Source organism: Undibacterium sp. GrIS 1.2, from assembly GCF_040544435.1.
Taxonomy (GTDB): domain Bacteria; phylum Pseudomonadota; class Gammaproteobacteria; order Burkholderiales; family Burkholderiaceae_D; genus Undibacterium.
On sequence record NZ_JBEONP010000043.1, the window covers coordinates 1 to 21,716 of the forward strand.

Here is a 21,716-nt window from a genome sequence, read left to right on the forward strand (position 1 = left end):
GTCCCTTCGGCTTCTTTAAGCCACTTCTTGATGGTATTGCGCGACAGGCTGGTTCGTCGCTGAATTTCGCTAATGGATAGCCGTTCTCGGTAGAATAGCCGCCTGACCTTAGAGTACATTCCCATGGTAATCACCTTGAATTCCCTCGCAGTCAAAACTGCAAGGATAGGTTAATTTACCTGGTCAATATTCAGTGCGTATAACTGCGTTTATCGGTCAATATTGAGTGCGCGCCAACAAACAAAACACTTAAAATACGCAGTAGGCTTCTAAAATGTATAGGAACGTATTTTTAAATTTTTGCGCCATCGCAGCTGTTTTTTTTACCCTTCTAAAATCACGAATTTGTCCTGTGATGAGACGCATGGCGGAGTAAAAATTAGTGGCCTTAAGATTTTTAGCTACCTAATTTCTCTCGATTTTTTGCGGAATCTTTATAGAGCGAGAGTCTCCTCATTTACTCTCTGAGCAATTTTATTAACGCAGCAATCCCACTTTCATCTAGATAGCCCCGGTGGTCGATAATGGATTTTGCCAATCTAGCGAATGCTAATTCGCCGGCGGATATTGTCCCCGCGTATAGGGGCTTGCCAGATCTTGCGTCTAGCGCGGGCCGGTTTTTGTGGGGGGAGATGACAGTGCTGTAATTGGTCATAGGGTCTTAATTTAAAGGGTTAAATTAAGTATAGGTACCGGCCAACCACCTTAGGACGCAATGATTTTTCTACGAAATTGGCGGCGGCGTACTCAATAAAATATACCATCTGCACTTGAGGTATTGATATACAGAGCGGCTGCCGTCGATGCCGCCATATTTGTCAGTGATCAGAATCTTGAGGACGTTTAATCCTGTCAGAACTAAATAATGCAACTGACGGACTGATATTTTTTTCGTCAAAGAGTGTATATTTTCGGAATCCAACCCTAGAGATCATCCAATTTTTCTTGCTCTGGCGCTGGCAAGGCAAAGTACGTTCGATTTCGTCGTTTCTAGTTGTAATGGCGAATTAGACTGTGGCGTACTGGGTGATGTTCGGTCAAACGCCTTTACTGCGTCTGCAGCCGTCAGGTTAACGTAGCGTTGCAATTGCGATAGCGTTTTATGCCCGGTCGCCAGCTGCAGTAAAAATATATTACCGTTGAACCGGATCGCGAGGCGAGTTGCGCCGGTATGTCGTAGGTCATGAATTTTGAGATTTTCTAGGCCAGCACGGGCTACAGCGCGCTTCCATGCCGCTTTGAGTGCCTCCAAAGTGAAGTTAAAAATACACTCATGGTTACTTCCTCTGGGGAGGTTACTCAATAATTCTGCGGCCTCTTTTGTAAGTGGTACTTGTCGTCCACCTGCTTTCGCAGTAGGCAGGGTTAGTATGCGGTTATCAATATCCAGATTCCCCCAAGTTGCCGTATTCACTAGCTCGGATTGCCGCATCGTGGTTTCGATGAGGAGCACTACGCAGGTGAGAATTTGAGGATTTTTACATTCAACTAACGCCTCCTCTAAACGTACCTGCTCCTCCTCAGAGAGAACTCGGCTGCGGGCGTTATTGACTTTTGGTAGGCGGATGTCACTGGCGGGGTTAGAGGCTGGTTGTGGCCAGCGCCAGGTGCGTCGTGCGTAATTAAAAAACTCTCTCAAAAAAGCACGCTCAAGATGAATTGTCGCTGGGGCGTATCCCTCCTGCTGTAATTGGTCAATTAATTCCTGTAGATGGTAGGGCTGAATTTCAGCTACCATTTTACGAGCGATCCGGTCCCGAATGTCGTCTGAGTTTGTGCTTCTCTCCGCCTGTTTTTTTCTGTGCTCATGGAGCCCTTTGGCCACAGAGCGTTTCTTTGAGTGGGGGACTAACTCCAAGGTGTAATAGAGCACATTTATATTATTGTCAGTTGCCATTTTTGGTGACGGGATGGCTTTAAACGTTTCAAGGCCTGTCGCTCGTAGATATTTATTGGCTCTGCTTAAATCTTGAATCGCGCCTTTTTTGAATGGCAGGGTTTTTTGCACATAATCAAACAGTGCTTGCGCCAATGACGTTCGGTCTGGTCCCATTCCTCTTGCGCTACCTTGCGTTTTTTTAATGTGCTCACGTTCCTGAGCCCAGGATTCCGCTTCAGTTCTTGTGCGAAATCCCGTTTTAAATGCAGCCATATCTGTTTTTCTGATGCGGGCTGACCAGTGATTACCCTCGCGATAAATACTAGCCACGGTACGCTCCTAAGCCGAGCAGAGGGCGCGTCAATGATTTGATAGGATGGTTCGTAATCGGGTGGTGACTGCTTCGATACGGCGCGAGAGGGAGGAAAATTTCATCGGTATTCACGGTTCAACTCCAAATAAACGTTGTGGAGTTGCGTATAGCGAACCATTTTTAGTCACTCTGAAACTACGCAGAAAAACGCACATTAACGTGGTTCATCCGCATTCAATCTCTGTGGGAGTGTCAGAGAAAGTGTCAGAAGCACATAAAAAAGGCCTCCCGAAGGAAGCCAATTTTCACTAAATTCAATCGTATCTTATTGATTTGATTGAAATTGTTCTTGGTGGCCCGGGGCGGAATCGAACCACCGACACAAGGATTTTCAATCTTCACGTCGAGCGAGAAACTCTAGGCAATCGAAATCATTGTAAAAACACTGACCTATTCTGAGAGCTTACATTCATAGAACGTATCGGCATTTACTGTACGTGGCTAGTACACACGCTCGCGATCATTTGATTGTCCCGGGGCGGAATTTCGGGATGATCTTTGAATTTGATCTATCCCGCTCAGAGACATTTTTTTCGCTCTAAGTTTCGCACAGCATCTTCGTATCGTTGCCTGACACCGGCTGGTAATTTCAATAGGGTTTCTTCACTCGCTTTTGCCATTTCTTTCTCAGAGACGCGCGCATCTGATTCAAGCGAAATCTCGACATTGCACCGCTGTTTTCTTTCAAGTTGAATGGCAATCGCTAGGTTCGCTTTGAAAGTGCCCTTCTTTGCTGCATGGACTAGCGCGCGTGCGAACCCGACCACTGCGCCTTGGGTTCTAAATCCAGCGCGACGCCGCCCCTCAGTTTCATCCAGAATTTGTTGCCAATGGTCTGGTGGCGCTTCTGACAAAAGGTCGCGTAACCCTGCGATAGTTTCGGCGTTGACAGCAGGAAAGAACAGAGAATTGAGATTTTCTACCACTACGCCAGAATTTGACGATGCATCGTTTTCGTCACTCGCTTGAGTTGCGCCTTTGCTCGTGCGTTTTGTAGTGGTTGTCGTCCTTTTTATTAAACAGTTCTTACTTTCAATAGTACTTAGTAGTGGCTGAATTTCCGGCTGTGGATATTCCACCGGTAGTACAACCGCGCCCGGATTATCCACGTTTGGATTTTCCACTTCTGGATAGTCTAGAGTCTGATTCCTTGACTCTTCGTGGGAAGTCGTCATGGTTGGCATGTCTGTCACCGTCCATATTGTCTTCTCAAATTTTCCCTTGCGGTCGCGGTCGCGAGAAATCGCAAGATATCCTAGCGCCAAAAGTTCCTTAATGCCGGTACGGGTGCCGTGGGAGCCATCTGGTCGCACGTTCGATAAGTACTTTAAATTGAGACCCCAGTTCGGCGGAAGGTGCAGCAAATAAATTAGTAGCCCAAGCGCTTTCCAGCTTAGCCTTGCGTCGCGAACGATCTCATTTCTTATAACTGTGAAATTTTTCTCAACACGTTGGCGAACGATGACAAAGTTTTTCATTTAGACCTCCTGCTTCATTTGAGGTGTGGAGTCTCTTTGTCTTTTACCACCGCAGCTGACATTGCACGCTCTTGATTTGACGGTCGCCCAACTTTTTTCCAAAGCGATTTTTCAGTATCGATCGAATTCTGAATGAGTCGAGCTACATCAGCAGTCCGAACGCAGTTTTTGCCGTTGAAAAAAACGATTTCGAGCTGGAATGTTCCGTTGCAGATCTGATTTTTAATTGATTGATATGCAATAGGTAACAGCCGGGGCAACAATGTAATCGGTATGAGCTCTGCTCCTCCCGTCACCGCGTTGATTCGTTCGTCCAGTGAGGTGCGGGTATAAATACTTTTTTGATTTGGGGTATGGTTAGTTGCGAGTTTAGATTCCATGTCTTCGTCCTTTTTGTTGGTGACTGGCACTAGGTACTCGTGCTAGTACTACAATCGAGACTTCATGGTATGGATGAGCAAGAAATAAGTCATTCCCAAATTTATCTCAGCGGTGGAGAAGAATTTGGGTGTCTCGACTTTTCTAACAATAGGAATCGCAAATTTTGGAAATATATAATGCCTGAATCTAAAAATAAACAGACGAAAAATGTTGATGCAGCTACACCACCTCATCCTGGCAAGGTATTGCAGAAAGCGATTGAGGAGGAAAGTTTGGAGTGGAATGCTTATTGGTTTGCCCTGTCGGAGGCTGAATTAGTACTTCTTTTCGCTGGAGATATCGCGCTGTCAGCAGACCTCGCGGTACGACTAGGTCATTTATCGTTTGCAGGTCGTAGCGCGAAGGAGTGGATGAAATTGCAAGCCGATTACGATCTTTATTTGGCGGAAGAGCGACTAAGATTTTTTTTGAAGTGTGAGGGTGCAAGGAATTTGAATTACTTACAACCGACTAAGGAATTGAGCAAAGGACGACAGTGTCGAATATCAACGAAAATTAGGTCTTTCTTCATCGCGCAGACAGTAGTCATCGTTGAGTCTGTAGTGAATAAGCTGCGGAAAGAAAGAGGTGAGACTCAATGGTCTCCGCGTGATTTTGAAATCGCGTTTGGTGTTGGTACCTTGACCCACCCTGGACGCCAATGGAATCGATGGAAAAGTGGCAAGGGAGGCGTTTCCGCTGATATGTTGCATTACATTAAGAGAATTGCTGAACAAAATGGGTGGTACGGCGACAATCCTGTTGCTACTCATGAGGACTTAGCTCCAGATTTTTTAGCTAAGTGCGAATTCAATTTTCTAAGCGCATATTTAAATAAAGCGAATTGTTCTTTGGGCCTACTAAAAAAAACGATAGGCTTATTGAAATATAACTACCTGCAAAATAATGGATTTGCGGACGTGGAGGATGAAAATGGAGAGGAAGTTAAAAAAGAAGATTTTCAAGAGTGGATACTCGCATCAATAGAAAAAATGGAATTGCTAATTTGCACGACTCAAGCAAAAAAATTTTAGAGGAGTAAGTTTCAGTACCCATTGTAAGTCAAGGTTAGCCCGTAACGCTTGCAAAGCAACGTAGACCTTGCGCACGTGTTTTTGCTGGTTGTGGCGTTGAAATTATTGTGATTGTGCTACAGATCATTTTTTGCCTTCACATCAACTAAACATCATCGATGCCCGGATAGGTCTGCTTGAACTAATGGGACTACTTGAGGGTGCGAAAAAGTTCCACCTCAAGAATTTTCACATTCATGATCCCGTGCAGTACTTGTTGGGGATATTATGATTTTTGTTCTAGAAATATCCAGTCAATCCTGACCCCAAATGGAAAAGCCAGGACAATCTAGGACAAAATGGAGCGGTATTAGAGGGTACTTATGGCAGTACTTATCCATACTCAAAGCGATCATCCAAATGACAAAAGCCCCTGTAAAGGAGCTTTATCATGTTGGTGCCGAGAGCCGGAATCGAACCGGCACGCCTTGCAGCGCGGGATTTTGAGTCCCGTGCGTCTACCTATTCCGCCATCTCGGCAACGCAAGCCAAGATTATGACAGAGCGGCAAAAATATTGCAAGAGCGCGCTAGCATTCTTGCTTTGCTGGCGCTGATTCTCCTTATTTTCTCGCTAGATTATTGCAATATCGTTGTTTGGATGTGGCTTTTTGCTATTGCGCTTTTAGGATACTGGCGATAGCTCCGAACAATTCATCCATCTGTGTTTGATCAATAATCAGTGGTGGTGACAGCGCAATGATGTCGCCAGTGGTGCGGATTAACACGCTTTTTTCCCAGAAACATTTGAGGAACACGTCAAAGGCGCGTGCGCCGGGTTTGCCTGGAATACTTTCTAATTCGATGCCGCAAACTAGACCTAGGTTGCGGATATCTTTGACGGAGGGCAGACCTTGCAAGCTGTGAGCTGCCTGTTCAAAATAGCTGGCATTTGTGGCGGCGCGGTCGAACAGTTTTTCTTCTTTGTACACATCAATCGTCGCAATTGCCGCGGCGCATGCCAGTGGATGTGCGCTGTAGGTGTATCCATGGAAAAATTCGATGGTGTTCTCTGGCGCTGCATCCATAAATGCATCATGTACCGCTTGTTTAACGATCACGGCTCCCATCGGCACCGCTGCATTAGTCAGACCTTTGGCACACACAATCATGTCCGGAATAACGCCAAAATAATCAGCCGCAAACGGTGTGCCGAGACGACCGAAGCCAGTAATAACCTCATCAAAAATCAGAAGAATGCCGTACTTGTCGCAAATTGCTCTTATTTTTTGCAAGTAGCCTTTGGGCGGCAAGATGACGCCGGTTGACCCTTGTAATGGTTCAACAATCACCGCGGCGACGGTGGATGGATCATGCAGGGCGAGCAAGCGTTGTTCTAACTCATCTGCCATCTCGGCACCGTGTTCTGGCAGGCCGCGGCTGAAGGCATTTTTTGTGATATTTAAAGGATGGCGCAGATGATCGACTGCGGGCAGAGCGGGACCAAAATGTTTGCGGTTGCCAGCAATGCCCCCGACAGAAATACCACCAAAACCAACACCGTGATAACCACGCTCGCGCCCGATCAGGCGATGTCGCATGCCGTCGCCGCGTACCCGATGATAAGCCAGCGCCATTTTTAAAGCAGTATCGACGCCTTCAGACCCGTCATTGCAAAAGAACACACGATTCAAGCCCTCTGGCGCAATCGATACTAGTTTGCTGGCAGCCTCAAATGCCAGCGGATGTCCCATCTGGAAGGTGGGCGCAAAATCCATGCGCGCTGCCTGTGTTTGAATCGCCTTAACGATGTGCGGGTGTCCATGCCCGGCGTTCACACACCACAGGCCTGCGGTTCCATCCAAAATTTGTCGTCCGTCGTCCGTGGTGTAATGCATGCCCTCGGCGGCGACCATCAGACGCGGTTTGGCTTTGTATTGACGATTGGCGGAAAACGGCATCCAGAAATGTTCTGTGTTCAGAGGAGAGCTCATGGTCTTAAGTCCTGATGGAGTAAAATTTTTTGCGGGCTGCTTTGATTGTGACACTCCTGATTAGCTTACTCAAGAGCTTGTTTGATTAAACTGAGGACTTACGCAAAACCCCTCCCAGCTGCGTTGTAGCTCCTAGCTGCATAAAGTATTATCGACGTCGTTACACCTTGCTGTGACAATTTTGCGCAAGTCCTAAAACTATAAAGATCTGGACTTCAGTTGGGGTACGTTAGCGAACAGACTGGATTCAGCGATCAGTTCATTCTGATCTCTGTAAAAACTTTCAGTTAAAAGGCGACGTAATGAAAATCCTTACCTGTGTAGATAAAGCCTACGAAAATATGAACTTCCACGAGCTTGCCAATGCGCCGGTCGATGCCTTGCTAGGCGTTAGTGCCAAGGATGCTGAGTTACTAAAAAAGGCATTTAATGTCACTACTATCCGCGAACTTGGACATCTTAAATTCGTTAAATGGGCGATAGCCATAACGACTTTGGCAGATGAGATAGAAACGAAAGAAGATAAAGCCAGAGAGTGTTTGCTAGATGACGCGCTGGAAATGTCGTTTCCCTCCAGCGATCCAATTTCTGTTAATTCTGGCATCACTAGGATTGAAGTCGCGCCCGACATGGTGGATGCCAGCACCGACCATCAAAATAGCTTATCAATCGAGCCACCAAATAAAACTAGCCATAATTGATGTCGGTTAGTGATTTAAGGGGAGTATTGCTAGATTAGTGTAAATCGTCCAAGTAATCATTGGACGATTTGGCATTGTCTATACATACACTATCCTAGTATATGTAAAAATTCTTTAGGAATTACGCAAAACTGACCTCGCTGAGTTGTAGCGACTAGTCGCTACGCTTTGCCGGCACAATTTTGCGTAAGGCCTGTTATTAAAGCCCGGCGAAAAAATTACTTTTACTGCATCAGCTTTTCTAGCTATTTTCTATTCACTCAGCAATTCAGCCACCGATTGCATCCCGTCGATATGCTCAGACACGACGCGTACCATCACGATAATCGGCACGCCTAGTAACAAGCCCCAGATTCCCCATAGCCAGCCCCAAAATAGCAAGCCGATGAAGAGCGCCGCCACATTCATTTTGGCGATTCTGCCGGTCATCCAGGTGGTAATGAAAGTACCGACTAAGACCGTCACCACGAGCGTTGCTCCGGTCACTAACAAGGTTTGCGACAAAGATCCAAACTGCATAAAGGATGTTGCTCCCAGCGCCAATGTGATGATGACCGGACCAAAATACGGAATGATATGCAAGCAGCCCGCAGCAACTGCCCAAGCACCGGCATTTTCTAATCCTAACCAGCGAAAAACTACCCACAGCAATAAGGCTAAAAGCAGATTAGTGACCAATAGCATAAACATATAGTTCTGGATTGACTTATTAATGTCATCAAGAATATGCACAGTCACTTTTTTGGATGACAGCGATGGTCCTGTGATTTTTACGAGTTTTCGCTTGAAGCTATTACCGGACAAGAGGAGGAAAAAAATCAGAAAAATCAAGACAGTGATTTGACCAACGACACTAGCCGCACTCACCGATCCTGCTAACAGCCAGTCCTGTATTTTGAACGGGGGAGTCGCAACAATCACGGTGGTAGGTGTTTGCCGCGAACCTGGGCGTACGCTACTGGATTGGTTTGCTGCCTTCTCAATCTCGTTTGCGATTGCCTGCATTTGTTGCATCGTACTTGGCTGATTGTCTTGTGTTTTGGTGATCGCTTGCGATATCTGTCGCGCTGCGTCGGGCAAACTGACCAGGATAGAATTAAATTCGGTACGCAGAGAATTACCAACTACGCCTGCGCCACACATGATAGTGATTAGCACCAGGCTGGTACCAAAAACACGTGGAATTTTAATGCGTTCCAGCCAGACCACAACCGGATTCAGTGTGTAAGAAATGATGATGCCAAAGACTAGCGGAATAAAAAATCGCTGTGCAGTTTGTAATGCAAAAACAAAAGCAACGGTGGCTAATATAGTCAGCGCCAAACCGCGGGCATTGACTGGAATATGGATGGTAGGTGGTGCAGAGGATCTATTGATGGACAACAAATCACTATCGCTAATTTGTATGGTCGGCGGGCGATCATCTTGTGGATGAATATGGGTATGAGTATTATGAGTATTGGCATGGATATTCGGCATGCTCTCAGCGGCGACATCGTTTTGTTGAGGGGCATTCATTTTTTTTACCCTATTGACGTTAACCGGCTAACTAGCAGCGATTCTCCATCGACCATCAGCATGGTGAATCATTCGCACTCTTGATGTAATTTTCAACCAGCGCTCAGAAAATTCTCAATGCAAAGCGGGCAGTGCGTTTGACTCAATCTTAATGTAAGCGACCACTGATCTGGTCACTTACATTGATCTCGTCTTAACAGTACCCGCTTGCATTATTCGATACGAGTTGATTTTTAAATCCGCTCGTATCAAGTTTAAAACACACTATAGATCGCGCAATATTATTTGACGTGCATATCGTTTTTAACCGATTTCACACCTTTAACACCGCTCGTTACTTCTACTGCTTTGTTGATATCAGCCTGTGATGATACGAAGCCGCTCAACTGAACAATACCTTTGAATGATTCAACATTGATCTCGCGGGATTTCAACATTGGTTCGTTCAAGATTGCCGCTTTTACTTTGGTCGTGATAACGGTGTCATCAACGTACTCGCCTGTACCTTCAGATTTTTGTGTGGATGCGCAACCAGCTACAGCGATAAGAGCGAAAGAAAGCAAAGCTGTTGCAAAACGTTTAGACATATTCATGATAATGATCCCTCAAAAGTGATTAGAATTAACTTGATGATCGAGCTTCGATCATCAAGATTTTTGCTGCAATAGAGCTAAACTACCGGTCAAACTGAAAAACTAAATTTCAATTATTGAACTTGAAGTGCTGAACTTGAAGTATTGAACTTATTTACCGAACTGTGATTTAACACCAGCGACACAACTATCTTTTGATGGGCCGGCTAAGGCGTCACATTTTTCCAGAGCGACTTTATAGTTGGCTTCTACTTTGTCATCTCTTGCATCAACACGTGCCTCAACTACTTTTTTATCTGCTTTGGCATCTGCTTTGGCGGCAACCATAACGGCCTTCGCTTCTTTTACGCAGACATCTTTTTCATTGCCGGTTTTGCTATCGCATTTTGTTTTGGCAACGTCATAATCTGCATTTGCTATCGCATTACGGGCGTCTGTGCGGGCACCGACCGTATTTTTGTATTGTGCTTCTGCATCTGCTTTAACATGTTTGCGGGCAGATTCAGCTTCTGCTACGCAGACGTCTTTTGGATTGCCAGCCAGCGCATTGCATTTTTCACGTGATACTTTGTAATCGGTATCTGCTGTTTCTTTTGCTGCTTTAAAATTTGCTTTGGCTTCTGCTGTTGCGGCAACAGCCATGTTGGTAAAACCCAGAGTAGCTGCGCTGATTAGGATAATTGAGAGTGCTTTTTTCATGTAGTGCTCCTTGATATTATTAAAATCGCTTACGGAAAAATGCCGCATGCGGTTTACTACTTTCGACTAAATGTTTGGCTAAGAAGTACGAATTTCTTTAAGAAATTTCTGAAAAGCCTTCACTTGCTTATCAGCTTCGTCCTTGTCTATGCCATATGCTTCCTGAATCTGGCCCAGCAACTGGTCACGTTTGCCTGCGATGACGTCAATATGATCATTTGTCAATTTGCCCCATTGCGCTTTTACTTGACCTTTGTATTGCAGCCAGTTTCCTTCGATTACATCCCAGTTCATTATTTTCTCTACATAGTTTTGAAGTGAGTGATGACAACGACATCAGTTGCTGGCATCACATAAATTTATTTGCGTTACTTTTGCTGCGATTTTGCTTGTGTCCAAAAAATCGACGCTAGCTAAATCCCTCGTCCGCTAATCAGGCGCAGCAAGATCATGATGACGGCCACCACTAATAAAATATGGATGAAGCCACCAATGGTGTAAGAAGTGACCAAGCCAAGTAGCCACAAGATGATTAGAACAACAGCGATGGTATAAAGCATGATTTCTCCTCAAAAATTTTATTCAATGGTGTCGATGAAATTTGATTTAATCCGCTATTTTTTCAATACATCAAATTAAGAAAATCAGCGCTTAAAACATTCAACATCGTGGGACTAAGTATGCAAGCTGCTTAAATTAGGTTCTGTTCGCTGGCGTACACAACATACAAATAGTTAATTAAATTCGTATTGTTTTAGATAAATTTTAGATAAACATTAGCCGTTAGACTGCAAATTGCCATCAACGATTTTTACCCGGTCACCAGAGCGCCATTGCGGTGGATTGGTTTGATGCACCGTGCGGCTTGAGCCATCTTCCATCCGGATAGAAATATCGTAGCTATTGCTGGCATTGACCCGACCTTCGATTTGATTACCAGCTACTGCGCCGCCGATTGCGCCGAGTACTGTGGCAGCTTCTTTGCCATGGCCGCCGCCAACCTGGTTGCCTAACAATCCACCGACTACCGCACCACCAATTGCGCCGACGCCACTACCTTGTGCACGGGTATTGATCTCGCGTATCGATTCCACTATCCCGCAGTTGTAGCAAGGGAGTTTGTTAGATGGCCGATAGTCATCATTAGCCGCGGCATAAGTTTGCTTGTGATGTACAGGCGCAGGTGTAGTTGCACGCGGCGTTGTGTTCGGATTGTTTAAATTATTTGGATTTGTCGTATTGCCGTTAACTTGCGTCGCCGCTTGATCAGCTTGCGTTAATGCACCGTTATTATTGCTACCGATCGAGGTTGGAATCCATCCCATGATGGCAGCAATACCAGCAGCACAGAACAAAGTCACAGCAAGACCTGCAATGATAATCATCGGGTGCAGTCTGGGTTTGGGAAAACCATTGGTAGGCGTAGTCATGATGAATTCTTCCTTGAATATTTTGTTATGAGTTATTTTTTATTTGGCCCGCTAAGCTAGTTTGGTAGCTGAGCGAGCTAGATTTACGGCAGATTATTTAGGTTTAACTTGGTTGCCGATCACGCCGCCAACTGCTGCGCCACCGACCGTGCCCACCGCGCTACCGCCAGTCAGCACCGCGCCAACAACAGCACCAGCACCTGCGCCGACGGCGGTATTTTTATCCTGGTTAGACATGCCAGCACACGCTGTCAAACCCAACATCAGAGTGATAGTTGCAGCGTAGCCGCTTAATTTTTTGATCGTATTCATGATTAAACCTCTTTGAAAAGAAACTAAAAAATTGGATGGTGACGAGTCGTTACAGTCTTTACAGCCGTTACGATAGCGTCACCAATATCCTGGTTATTTCAAACGCATATCGTTTTTAACTGCAGTAACGCCGTTGACGCCACGTGCCACTTTGATTGCAGTATCAATATTCTCTTGCGAGCGGACAAAGCCACTTAACTGGACTGCGCCTTTAAACGTCTCTACATTGATTTCGCTGACCTTTAATGTAGGCTCGTTCAGGATTGCTGCTTTGACTGATGTGGTGATGACGGAATCATCGACATACTGACCAGTGCTCTCTTGTTTTGGTGTAGCGGCACAGCCGACGATAGTCGTGAGCATGAGTGCGGCGATCAGGCTAGAGGCAATTTTGAAGTTTTTCATTTTTATTCCTTGATGTAGTTTGTTTAGTTTGCGTAATCTACGTAATTTCTTTAACGCTGCTACAGCAAGTAGCTATGCGATGAGGCTAGATTGAGGCTTGGCTCGATTTACTTCTGTACGTTAGCGCACGTAGTATTTAATTTTTTTATTTGGCTTTTAAAGTACTGTTACGAATACTTTTGAGTATCGTATTTTCTGGAGGGCGGAGGGCGCTAGCAAGGTACTGACTGCATGCCTGCATTCAGCGAGATTTGATGTGGAAACTAGGCGACAGGCTAGCTGTTAAGCTGACAAAAAATGAACTGAAAACCGACTCAGTATTTAAACTGAACGTCAGTTAATATAAGCATACTCCCCAATAAATTTATAGAAAATAGTCTATTGTCCAATGATTATATGGACAAATTAAATATACATATGGGGAGTATATTTAATTACTCTTAAAAAATGTGGTCGATCGTACTTCAGTCCGCTACGCGGAATCAGCTGATAACTTGGCTAGGTATCTACTTGGATCATCGGTCACGCAGGCCAACATAATCCATCAATAACCCATCATTTACTCAGTCGTCTGCAACAAACTTCGCTCGGATTCCAGCAGTTTTTCAAACGCATCGGCGGCAACGGCGCGGCTGAATAAATAGCCTTGCACCTGGTCGCATCCATGTGCCCGCAAGTAGTCTAATTGTTCGGTAGTTTCGACCCCCTCTGCAATTACTTTTAAACGCAGGCTATGGGCGAGTGAGATGATCGATGCAACGATGGCGGCGTCATCGGTATCCACCGTAATATCATTAACGAAGGACTGATCAATTTTTAGTACATCAATCGGAAAGCGTCGTAAATACGACAGGCTAGAGTAGCCGGTACCAAAATCGTCGATAGAGATATGGATGCCTAAGCTCTTTAGATTACGCAAAATCGCAATCGCGCTTTCAACATCGCTCATCACCATACTCTCTGTTAATTCCAGCTCTAAGTAAGAGGCGTCTAATCCGGTCGCCTCCAAAATATCGGAGATCGATTGCACCAGCATTTTTTGGGTGAACTGACGGGCGGATAAATTGACCGCCACCCGCAAATGCGCAAAGCCAGCGTCTTGCCATGTTTTAGTATCTATACATGCCGTGCGGATAACCCAAGCACCAATCGGCAGAATCAAGCCCATTTCTTCTGCCAGACCGATAAAACGTGTAGGTGCAATCATGCCGTGTGCCGGATGATTCCAGCGTAGCAGTGCCTCCATGCCGACGATGCGTCCGTTGCTTAAATTGATCTGCGGTTGGTAATGGATCACAAACTCATTGCGCTCTAATGCATGACGTAAATCGGCTTCGATACTTAGCCGGTCTAGCGTGCGTTCGTTCATCGCCGGCGTATAAAACTGGTAGCTATTACGGCCCATTTCTTTGGCGCGGTACATGGCGATATCGGCGTGTTTGATCAGGCCTTCTGCCGTTACACCATCCAAAGGATAGGTCGCTATACCGATGCTACAAGTTAAGAAAAATTCATAGTCGCTTAGCATTAATGGTTGAGCGATGGCATCCATGATCTGCTGCAAGACAGCTAGGCCATTACTGTTTCCATTGCTATTACCATTACCATCGTCAGTTTGTTCTGGCAGTACCAGGACAAACTCATCGCCACCTAGTCGCGCTACTGTGTCGGCCTCACGCACGGCAGATTGCAAGCGTCCGGCCAAAGTTTTTAATAGCTCATCACCAGCCTCATGACCGAGAGTGTCATTGACAAAATTAAAACGATCAATATCGACAAACACCACCCAGATGGCATTGCTATTAGTGTTACCGTCGTCGTCTTTATTGTTATTGCGGTCAGCGTTGCTTATCGCCTGGGTCAGGCGCTCACGCAAGAGATTGCGGTTGGCAAGGCCAGTTAAGCTGTCATGTTTGGCCTGGAACGCTAGCTCGGCCTCAAACCGCATTACTGACGAGATGTCATATTGCGCGACGACGAAATGGCTGATGGTGCCGCTGTCATCTCTTACCGGCGCGACAAAAAGATCGCTCCAATAACCGCTGCCATCTTTGCGGTGATTGCGCAGCAGTGCGTGGCCTTCGCGTTGCTCACGCAATGCCGTACGTATTTCCTCTATATTTTGCTGATCCTGACCGCTGCCTTGCAAAGATTCCAGACTGCGGCCGACGACATCCGCTGCGGCATAACCACTGACATGCTCAAAAGCCGGGTTAACATATTCAATCGCGTAATTTGGTGCGTCGGCACTGCAAATGATGATGGCGTTGGAAGATACTTCAATCACTTTTTCGCGCAGGCGTAAAGATTTTTCAGTGCGTTTGCGTAATGCTAAATCTTCGCATAAGCGCAGGTTGGCAAATTGCAAGGCTGCCGTGCGTTCACTCGTTACCTTCTCTATGATTGCCTTGCGTGAGACTAATGAATATACATAAGCTGCGGCCAGCAAGCTAAATAAAATACCACCTAACAGAACGTAGAAAGAGCCGTTGTTATTGGCAGTAAACAGCACGGGTGTTTTTGCAATTTCGATGTGCCAGGGATTGCCGCCTAATGTGAAATTATCGGTGACCGTGGTAGCGCGATCATAAAATAGCCAGCGTGGTAATAGCGAGAAATTACTGTCTGTGCTTGGCCGCGCTCCAGCGACAGTTTCAATTACAGTTTTAGATGCGGTTTCAGCTATGGTTTTAGCTGCAGCGTGGTGCTGGAAGGCCAGATACTGCGGATCATTGCCTGGCCCTGCATAAATACTAATCACCAGGCCCGGCATGGCTAAAAAGCCTCGGCTGCCGAGTATGCTGTCGATCAAATGATCTACCCGCAAGATTGCTGCAGTCTCGCCAATCACCGCGCGATTGCGTGAAGCGGCGGTATCTAGCGGCGCACCTTGCATATATACCGGCACCATCAGCATAAAACCTGTATGCCAGGTTTTGTGCTGTATGACCGGCAACAGGCTGGTCGCGGCTGCCAGACCAGTGGAGCGTGAACGCAGTCTTGCCTGTGTCTGATCCGCCGTAATGGCGGTATCAATCCCCAGCAGCTGCTCGTTAGTCGCGCTCGGTTCTATGTACTCAATGACGTTATAACTATCGCGTATGCCAGCAGGTTTTTGCTCGCCACCCAGCACTTCGCTTAGTCTGAAATTAGGCAGACACTGACGCATTCTCGCTTCGTACGCCTGGCGATCGCTTTGCATGACAAGACGCTGAAAACTCAGTGCTTGAATTTGCGGATAACGTTGCAGCAGCGGTGCAGTAAAGCTCTTAAATTGCTCACGACTTACGACTCCCATACTACGGAATAATTGATTTAATACCATCAACTGTTCAACCGCATCGTGCAAACCTTCTGATACCGCCACCGAGCATAATTTGGCATTTTGCAGAAACTGGTTGCTCTGGCGCTCAGATTCTACCTGTCGTATCGACGCAAACAATATGGCGGTCAGACTCAGACCGATCACCAAAGTAATCAAGGCCGAGACAGAGACCGAGAAGCGAATACGGCGAAATAGTTTATCCACGGTGGTCTTTCAGAAGGATATGTTCGAACAAGACTGCGCGGTTTTAAATGAGCACATGAAAAGGTAAAGCGTTAGCGCAAATTGATGCGGTAACCTAGTGAGATGAAGGAAAACTTGGTCGCCCCCCTTAGTGGACGCAGCTATCAATCAAAGAACACTGTAATGAGATCGGCTTGTCGTGTATGTGCGATCACGAACATACGAACGCGGACTCTAGTAAATTTATTGTGTTTAAGACAGGCAATCAGTGCTATTGTTTTGATGATCGCAATCTGAAAAAGACGTGGCGCCAAAGTGGGGTTACAGCGGAAAAGAACGTTTATCAAACTGAGCTTATCAACGCGGGGAAAAATCTTGTCTTCGACGCAAAATATCCCGTGGGTCACTCGTTTTGACAGGCAATAATTCGCGTCAATTGATCTCTTTATATCATCAATCAATTTGTGCAATTATTGAATATACTGCCCAGTAATTTTTTAAATAATACCTTATTGTCCAATGATTATCTGGACAATCAACATATACTTATGGAGAGTATATATTTATATATATCAAGCACTTAGGTTTTTTGGTCAACCGGAATCGCTATTCCAAGCATGCCAAAACGTTTAGTTTCACCTCTTCACTTTTATGTACGTTAGCACACAGACAGCATTGTGTAGACGGTAATATAGTCTGAGACTGTGCGTATTTGTGTTACCTTGCGCTCCCAAGAATCTTTCTACGCGACGGCCCCTCACTCTCATGACTGGAAACAGAAACTCCTCTATGGCCAGTGCACATCACCCGAGTCAGAATCACCTGTTAGCCGCCTTGCTCGACGCGGAATATGACCGACTGTCCCCTCATTTAGAATTAGTGCCCATGCTGCTCGGCGACGTACTTTATGAGCCTGGTGGCAAGCTTGCGCATGTGTATTTTCCAACGACCTCTATTATTTCTCTGCATTATTTGCTAGAAGATGGCGGCGCCTCAGAGATCGCAGGTGTGGGTAATGAGGGCGTTGTAGGTGTTTCTCTTTTTATGGGTGGTAATAGCACGCCTAGTCGTGCGATAGTGCAGACGGGTGGTCATGCTTATCGCCTTAAGGCCGACATCTTGATGGCTGAGTTTAATCGTGCCGGGCCTGTGCTGCGCTTGTTGTTGCGCTATACTCAAGCACTGCTGACCCAGATGTCGCAAACCTCTGTCTGCAACCGGCATCACTCAGTAGAGCAACAACTGTGTCGCTGGCTGTTGCTGACCTTGGATCGGGTGCCATCTAATGAGCTGACGATTACGCAAGAACTGATTGCCAACACCTTAGGCGTGCGGCGTGAAGGTATTACTGAGGCGGCAGGCAAATTACAGCAAGAGCACTATATTAGCTACCGCCGCGGGCACATCACCGTCGTCAACAGAAACGGTCTGGAAGACAAAGTATGTGAATGCTATGGCGTAGTAAAAAAAGAATTTGCTCGCCTGTTATCGGACGTACGTCAGCGTTGATTCGTTTTTAAATCGTTTTTTAAATCGCCTTTTTAAACCTCCACTGCCTTATTTCTGCTGTATTTTATCTCCGCTGTATTATTTTCATGACGGCTTCGCCGTTACCTTGCCTGAGCCGAGGTTAGTGCTCTAGTTTGTGCTCTACAAAAAGTATCAAGGTCAGAATTTATGCTGGTAATGAAAAAGTCATCTATCGAAAGATTGATGCTGGTTGGTTTTGGTATGACATTCATAGTGCTATTGCTGGTTGGTAGCATGGCCTTGAACATTGTCGTGCCTTTCGTATCGTTCACCTCGGTGGAACACACCCACGAGGTGATTGCTAAGCTAGATTCACTAGCTTCTCAAATCGACAGAGCAGAGAATGGGCAGTGGACATATTTTCTGACGAAAGAAAAATATTTTATTGATGAACGCGACTCTGCGTTGGAAGAACTGAGAGCAGTCTTCGTACAAATATCTGAACTGACACTGGATAACCAGGCTCAGCAAGACCGCGTGCATCAGCTACAAATCACATTAGATAAGCGCGCGCATATATTTGTAGAAAACCAGGCAGTATTCGACGCACAAGGATTTGACGGAATAAGGCCTTTATTAAAAGTTGCCCGCGATACTGGAATGCAGATTCGCAAGCTGACTGCTGAGGCTATTCAAGAAGAACAAAGTTTATTAGTTCTGCGTAAAAATAGGGAGTTAATGCGACTTAAAATCATTATAGGCAGTACGGTTTTGTTACTCGTATTTTTGATTTTTTTCGCGATAAGCATACGCTTTGCAATGCGTAGGCGCTCAGAACTTGAACAAGCGCTGTTAGATGGAAGACAGCCGGTGTTAAAAGCGGAAGCCCTACAAAACGCTATTTTCAACAGCGCTAACTTTTCTGTCATTGCGACCGATGCACAGGGGGTGATCCAGATTTTTAACGTCGGTGCCGAGCATATGCTCGGCTATAAAGCCATCGATGTAGTAAATAAAATCACACCATCCAGCATCTCTGATGAGGGCGAAGTGATTGCCCGTGCAGCTGCCTTAAGTGCAGCATTAGAGACATTGATCTCGCCAGGATTTGACGCTTTAGTTTTTAAAGCTTCTCGTGGCATAGAGGATATTTATGAACTAACGTACATCCGTAAAGACGGTAGCCGCTTTCCTGCGATTGTTTCGGTAAGTGCTTTACGTGACGATCAGAATAAACTGATTGGATATCTGTTAATCGGTACAGATAATACTGCTCGTAAAAAAGTCGAAGCTGAGCAGGCTTTGCTCGATCAGCGCTTAAGCGATCAGCAGTTTTACACCCGCTCATTGATTGAGTCGAATGTGGATGCTTTGATGGCGACCGATCTTAAAGGCATCATCAGGGACGTTAATCAGCAGATGGAGGCATTAACCGGCTGCACCCGCGACGAATTGATTGGTGTTCCATTCAAAAATTATTTTACAGACCCAGATCGTGCCGAGGCAGCTATTACTCGCGTATTAAAAGAAGGCAAAGTCACCAATTACGAGCTGACCGCGCATGCCAAAGATGGTAAAGAAACAGTGGTGTCTTATAACGCAACTACCTTTCATGATAGAGATCGTAATTTGCGAGGTGTATTTGCTGCGGCGCGTGACGTCACCGAGCGCAAGCAATTTGAGCATACTCTGCAAGAGAATAATGTGGAGTTAGAAAGCGCCAGGGCAGCAGCAGAAAAAGCCAACTTAGCGAAGTCAGAATTTTTATCCAGCATGAGTCACGAGCTGCGCACGCCGCTCAACGCCGTACTAGGTTTTGCGCAATTGATGGAGTCAGAAACACCATCGCCAACGCCAGCACAAAAATTATCTATAGACCAGATCTTGCAGGCAGGTTGGTATTTGCTACGCTTGATTAATGAGATTCTCGATCTGGCAATGATTGAGTCTGGCAAAGTCACTATGTCGCATGAGTCCATGTCGCTCACCGATGTATTGCAAGATTGCCGTCTGATGATGGAGCCGCAAGCCGATAAGCGTGGCATACAGATGACATTCCCTAGCGTAGAGAATCTATTTTATGTGCATGCTGACCGGACGCGGGTGAAACAGGTTTTGGTCAATTTGCTGTCGAATGCAATTAAATATAATCGGGATAACGGCGCAGTGATTGTCCAATGCCAGATGAATGGCGAAAATAGAATACGCGTCAGTGTGCGCGATACTGGCACTGGTTTAGAGCCAGATCAGTTGACGCAATTATTCCAGCCGTTTAATCGCCTTGGAAAAGAATATGGCGGCGAAGAAGGTACTGGTATTGGTCTGGTCGTCACCAAGCAATTAGTCGAGTTGATGGGCGGTACGATCGGTGTAGAAAGTACCATTGATGTCGGTTGTACTTTCTGGTTTGAGTTGTCCGCGTCTAGCGCACCTAAGTTAATATTCGGAGAAATGGGCGAGGACATAAGTACAGAGCACGGCGCTGTATTAAAAACGTCGAATGGGATCAATACCTCAGCCTATAAACGTACTTTGTTATATGTTGAGGATAACCCCGCCAACATGGCATTGATCAAGCAATTGATTGAACGCCGTAGCGACCTTAAATTATTGACCGCAGTAGATACGCATCTTGGGATTCAGCTGGCGCGCACTTACCAGCCAGACGTGATTTTGATGGATATTAATTTGCCGGGTTTAAGTGGTTATGGCGCTTTGAAAATTTTGCATGACGATGCCACTACGGCGCATATCCCGGTGATGGCCTTGTCCGCTAATGCGATTCCGCGTGATATTGAAAACGGACTCAAGGCGGGTTTTTTCCGCTACCTGACCAAGCCGATTAAAGTGAATGAATTTATGGATGCGCTGGATGTGGCATTGCGTTACGCGTCTGAGCATAGCCTGGGTAGTAAAGAACGCGATTTGTAAGATTTTTGGCCTTCATGACGTTACTGATATTTGTCTTAGGTTTATATTAGATGACGGGCAAGTGATCATTGCAATAAAGAGCAATAGCAAATAATCGAATTTTTGGAAGAAACTCATGTTAGAAGCAGCCGAGATCCTCAACGCCAATATCCTCATCGTCGATGACCAAAAAGCCAATGTCATGCTGCTGGGGCAAATGCTGAGCAGCCGCGGCTATACCAATGTCACATCCACTATGGACTCGCGCACGGTATGCGATCAACATGCAGCGAGCAAATTTGATTTGATACTGCTAGATTTGCAAATGCCCGAGATGGACGGTTTTGAAGTGATGGAAGAGTTGAAAAAAATCGACATCAACGGCTATTTGCCCGTACTGGTTATCACAGCCCAGCCCGGCCATAAGTTACGCGCACTACAAGCCGGTGCCAAGGATTTTGTCAGTAAGCCGTTTGACTTGGTAGAAGTACAAACCCGTATTCACAATATGCTGGAAGTACGTTTGCTTTACAAAAGACTGGATAACTACAACAAGGTCCTTGAGCAAACCGTGCTGGAGCGCACTGCAGAATTACGCGAGAGCGAAGCCCGCTTCAAGAGTTTTACTGAACTGTCGTCCGATTGGTATTGGGAGCAAGACCCACAAGGCAACTTCACCAGCATTTCTGGCCCGGTGTTTGAAATGTTAGGGATTGATGCTGACGACATGTTAGGCGCAAGCCCCAAAGCCTTGGCAGGCTGGAATGCCGCTGAGCGGGCGCAGCTGGATTCCAACATCGCCAGCCGCCGGCCTTTCCTGGATTTTGTTTATAGCCGTACCAATGCAGACGGAACGATCCAATATCTGCAAGTCAGCGGTGAGCCTATGTTCGACACTTCCGCCAGGTTCACGGGCTACCGTGGAATAGGCATGGACGTCACACACCGCATGCGACCTGAGCAAAAATAGCACCCGCTTTTAGTCTGCTGTTCGCAGGTGGTGAATTGTAGTAA

At 46.0% G+C, this 21,716-nt stretch carries 18 protein-coding genes and 1 tRNA gene; 5 read left to right on the forward strand and 14 right to left on the reverse strand.

Annotation, left to right across the window (positions count from 1 at the left end):
* Nucleotides 1-931: 931 nt before the first annotated feature.
* The 3 genes from AAKU61_RS16675 to AAKU61_RS16685 form a co-directional block, all read right to left on the reverse strand.
* The gene (locus AAKU61_RS16675; RefSeq protein ID WP_354334074.1) at nucleotides 932-2,209 is read right to left on the reverse strand and encodes a tyrosine-type recombinase/integrase; all 1,278 of its coding nucleotides are present in this window, start codon (nucleotides 2,207-2,209) and stop codon (nucleotides 932-934) included.
* 561 nt (nucleotides 2,210-2,770) lie between these two features.
* Entirely contained in the window at nucleotides 2,771-3,730 is a 960-nt protein-coding gene (locus AAKU61_RS16680; protein WP_354334076.1) for a hypothetical protein, read from the reverse strand.
* Between the two features lie 14 nt (nucleotides 3,731-3,744).
* Entirely contained in the window at nucleotides 3,745-4,110 is a 366-nt protein-coding gene (locus AAKU61_RS16685; RefSeq protein WP_354334078.1) for a hypothetical protein, read from the reverse strand.
* Between the two features lie 69 nt (nucleotides 4,111-4,179).
* Between AAKU61_RS16685 and AAKU61_RS16690 the strand changes: the two genes are divergently transcribed.
* Entirely contained in the window at nucleotides 4,180-5,184 is a 1,005-nt protein-coding gene (locus AAKU61_RS16690; protein ID WP_354334079.1) for a helix-turn-helix transcriptional regulator, read from the forward strand.
* Between the two features lie 434 nt (nucleotides 5,185-5,618).
* On the opposite strand, the gene AAKU61_RS16695 is transcribed toward AAKU61_RS16690, so the two are convergent.
* Together AAKU61_RS16695 and aptA are read right to left on the reverse strand one after the other, a co-directional pair.
* Nucleotides 5,619-5,703: transfer RNA gene (locus AAKU61_RS16695), tRNA-Leu, on the reverse strand.
* 133 nt (nucleotides 5,704-5,836) lie between these two features.
* A complete protein-coding gene (aptA, locus tag AAKU61_RS16700) occupies nucleotides 5,837-7,156 on the reverse strand; it encodes an omega-aminotransferase AptA (protein WP_354334081.1) in 1,320 nt (439 codons plus the stop codon).
* Between the two features lie 302 nt (nucleotides 7,157-7,458).
* Here aptA and AAKU61_RS16705 point away from each other — a divergent pair, with 302 nt between their 5' ends.
* Nucleotides 7,459-7,857, forward strand: coding sequence for a hypothetical protein (locus AAKU61_RS16705; protein ID WP_323491775.1), 399 nt, complete (start codon nucleotides 7,459-7,461; stop codon nucleotides 7,855-7,857).
* A 252-nt stretch (nucleotides 7,858-8,109) separates the two neighbouring features.
* Here AAKU61_RS16705 and AAKU61_RS16710 read toward each other — a convergent pair whose 3' ends face one another.
* The 9 genes from AAKU61_RS16710 to AAKU61_RS16750 form a co-directional block, all read right to left on the reverse strand.
* Nucleotides 8,110-9,375, reverse strand: coding sequence for an AI-2E family transporter (locus tag AAKU61_RS16710; RefSeq protein ID WP_354334083.1), 1,266 nt, complete (start codon nucleotides 9,373-9,375; stop codon nucleotides 8,110-8,112).
* 281 nt (nucleotides 9,376-9,656) lie between these two features.
* Entirely contained in the window at nucleotides 9,657-9,968 is a 312-nt protein-coding gene (locus tag AAKU61_RS16715; protein ID WP_354334085.1) for a BON domain-containing protein, read from the reverse strand.
* Nucleotides 9,969-10,118: 150 nt separating this feature from the next.
* Nucleotides 10,119-10,667 (reverse strand): hypothetical protein, encoded by a 549-nt coding sequence (locus AAKU61_RS16720; protein WP_354334087.1) that lies wholly within the window; start codon nucleotides 10,665-10,667, stop codon nucleotides 10,119-10,121.
* Nucleotides 10,668-10,745: 78 nt separating this feature from the next.
* The gene (locus AAKU61_RS16725) at nucleotides 10,746-10,961 is read right to left on the reverse strand and encodes a CsbD family protein (RefSeq protein WP_322117942.1); all 216 of its coding nucleotides are present in this window, start codon (nucleotides 10,959-10,961) and stop codon (nucleotides 10,746-10,748) included.
* A gap of 119 nt (nucleotides 10,962-11,080) precedes the next feature.
* Nucleotides 11,081-11,227, reverse strand: coding sequence for a lmo0937 family membrane protein (locus AAKU61_RS16730; RefSeq protein ID WP_154668220.1), 147 nt, complete (start codon nucleotides 11,225-11,227; stop codon nucleotides 11,081-11,083).
* A gap of 216 nt (nucleotides 11,228-11,443) precedes the next feature.
* Nucleotides 11,444-12,097: an outer membrane lipoprotein gene (locus AAKU61_RS16735; RefSeq protein ID WP_354334090.1), complete on the reverse strand. Its 654-nt coding sequence runs from the start codon at nucleotides 12,095-12,097 to the stop codon at nucleotides 11,444-11,446.
* 93 nt (nucleotides 12,098-12,190) lie between these two features.
* Nucleotides 12,191-12,409 (reverse strand): YMGG-like glycine zipper-containing protein, encoded by a 219-nt coding sequence (locus AAKU61_RS16740; RefSeq protein WP_354334092.1) that lies wholly within the window; start codon nucleotides 12,407-12,409, stop codon nucleotides 12,191-12,193.
* A gap of 93 nt (nucleotides 12,410-12,502) precedes the next feature.
* Entirely contained in the window at nucleotides 12,503-12,814 is a 312-nt protein-coding gene (locus AAKU61_RS16745) for a BON domain-containing protein (RefSeq protein ID WP_354334094.1), read from the reverse strand.
* Between the two features lie 559 nt (nucleotides 12,815-13,373).
* Entirely contained in the window at nucleotides 13,374-16,343 is a 2,970-nt protein-coding gene (locus AAKU61_RS16750) for a bifunctional diguanylate cyclase/phosphodiesterase (RefSeq protein ID WP_354334096.1), read from the reverse strand.
* Between the two features lie 768 nt (nucleotides 16,344-17,111).
* Here AAKU61_RS16750 and AAKU61_RS16755 point away from each other — a divergent pair.
* The 3 genes from AAKU61_RS16755 to AAKU61_RS16770 all read left to right on the forward strand — a co-directional run bounded on the left by AAKU61_RS16755 (nucleotide 17,112) and on the right by AAKU61_RS16770 (nucleotide 21,672).
* Nucleotides 17,112-17,831 (forward strand): Crp/Fnr family transcriptional regulator, encoded by a 720-nt coding sequence (locus tag AAKU61_RS16755; protein WP_354334098.1) that lies wholly within the window; start codon nucleotides 17,112-17,114, stop codon nucleotides 17,829-17,831.
* A gap of 177 nt (nucleotides 17,832-18,008) precedes the next feature.
* The gene (locus AAKU61_RS16765) at nucleotides 18,009-20,723 is read left to right on the forward strand and encodes a PAS domain S-box protein (RefSeq protein ID WP_503012628.1); all 2,715 of its coding nucleotides are present in this window, start codon (nucleotides 18,009-18,011) and stop codon (nucleotides 20,721-20,723) included.
* Nucleotides 20,724-20,838: 115 nt separating this feature from the next.
* Nucleotides 20,839-21,672, forward strand: a complete 834-nt coding sequence (locus tag AAKU61_RS16770) for a response regulator (RefSeq protein WP_354334100.1) — start codon at nucleotides 20,839-20,841, stop codon at nucleotides 21,670-21,672.
* Nucleotides 21,673-21,716 lie beyond the last annotated feature (44 nt).